The sequence below is a fragment of the Oscillibacter sp. MSJ-31 genome, from assembly GCF_018918025.1.
Lineage (GTDB): Bacteria > Bacillota > Clostridia > Oscillospirales > Oscillospiraceae > Hominicoprocola.
The window spans coordinates 1-1,830 of sequence record NZ_JAHLPT010000059.1; the positions used below are offsets into that span (position 1 = coordinate 1).

Sequence of the window (1,830 nt, forward strand, 5' to 3'; positions counted from 1 at the left end):
ATTGCTCTACCATAGGGGAGTTTCGATTTCTCCTTCGCTGTCAGGAGTGCGGCAGAACATGGCACAGCAGCCCCGTCCACTTTTCCAAGGCCGGCACGAAGCCGGAGACAGAGGGGATGCGTGCGGTGTTCCGGACGCTCTACGAGCGGGAACGGGAGGCTGCCCGGGAAAAAGCCGCGGCGGAGGCCTTAGAGATATTCAGCCAATGCCCTGTCTGCGGCAGGCTGGTGTGCAACCGCTGCTTCCTGATCTGCGAGGATCTGGATCTATGCGTTGCCTGCGCGAAAGCATTGCAGGTGCGCGGCGATGTCGTGGCAGGAGAAACTTCCTCCCCACGGGAGCTTCCTGCCGAATCAGCCGGAAGGATTTCAACAGAAGAAGATAAAACGACATGAGAAAACGGAAGTTTGCTGAGAGAATACTCTTTCCGCAAGGCAAACACAAATTATGGGAGAAAGGAACGTATCATGCAAGTAACACTCACCCATCTGCCGGATACGGCGGCGGAATTTGAGGCGTTGTCCCGCCGCACGCCGGAGGAGGTCTGCGCATGCTTCCTGTGCGCATTGAACCTATACATAAAGGACAAGGACGCGGGTGTGGCCGCCATGGACCTGCTGCGCGGGCCGCGTCCCATGACGCCTTATGACGCCCAATTTCTGCGGGACCGTCTGCGGGGCAAGGAGTATCTGCCTCTGGCCTACTTTGAGGGCGCAGCGCCGGAAAACAGCTATACCCCTGCACAGCCCTATGTGCTGAACGTCCTGCCGGATCCCCGCCCCCAGGACATGGAGCCGGGCTATCTCCGGCTGTTTCTCCGGACGGCAGGCGCAGATTCTCCCCGTCCCATCAAGCTGCGGCAGAAGCCCTCTACCGGGGAATGGTTTTTGTGGGAGTATTCCAGCCCCTTGAGCGGCATCCGCATCCCCGCTGCGCAGGATCCGTGGGCATGACGCGATGGGAAAGAGATGTTTGGCGCTGGTGCTGGCGCTGCTGCTGGCACTCAGCCTGAGCGCCTGCGGCAGCCAGCCGGATAGCACCACTCCCCCCACCGGCAGCGGCGGAGAAAACGACAGCGCATCGCCCACACCTGCATCGCATGACACCACCTATTGGACTGCCGTGCGGTACGAGTCCTACAATCCCTCCTTCGGCCGCACGGAGGTCAGCGCCATGCCCACGGAGAAATGGTGGGCGGACCTCTACCTCAATGAGGATGGAACCGCGCTGTTCCGGGAGGCGCTGGGCTTTGGCTACGCCTCTTACCTGATAAACGCCGAATGGTGGCTGGGGGCGGACAATGCCCTGCGGCTGACCGGAGAAGACCTTGACGGAAGCTTCATTTCCATGGACGGACGCAAGGAGAAGGACGGCTCCGTGATGTTGGAGACCCCTTACGGGAATCGCTTCTATTTTGAGCCGGCGGAACGGCCGGTTTCCGGCGGGGAGCTCTGTATGGCGGACCTGAAGGGGACCTGGCGGATGAGCGCCGGTGAAGCGGAGGGCGACGAGTTCAGTCCGGAGGAGATGCACATGGCCTCTCTTCTGAACATTGAGCGCTGGTGGTCCGACGATGAGGGCGGCTATACCCTGCGTGCCGACTACTACAGCGCCCACCTTTTGGATACAGATGCTCCGGAATACAAGACGGAGGAGGATCTGCTGACGGAAAAGCTGGATGAGCCGCTGATGTACGGCCTTCCAAACGAGCTTTGGTCTGCTCGGCTCTACGCCGAAGACTCTGAGGCGGAGTACTATGTCGCCCTGACGGACCGGAACACCCTGTACCTCCGGCAATACGATGAGCTGGACAACGCGCCGGCAGCCCGC

The 1,830-nt window shown here is 60.8% G+C and carries 2 protein-coding genes and 1 pseudogene; all 3 read left to right on the forward strand.

Translation table 11 applies throughout. The annotated features are described in order from the left end of the window. Nucleotides 1-395: hypothetical protein (locus KQI17_RS13350; protein WP_216496681.1), on the forward strand; the 395-nt coding region annotated here is incomplete at its 5' end. Nucleotides 396-467: 72 nt separating this feature from the next. After that, nucleotides 468-953 (forward strand): hypothetical protein, encoded by a 486-nt coding sequence (locus KQI17_RS13355; protein ID WP_052084589.1) that lies wholly within the window; start codon nt 468-470, stop codon nt 951-953. Between the two features lie 4 nt (nt 954-957). Beyond that, a pseudogene (locus tag KQI17_RS13360) lies at nt 958-1,830 on the forward strand (hypothetical protein); the annotation flags it as partial.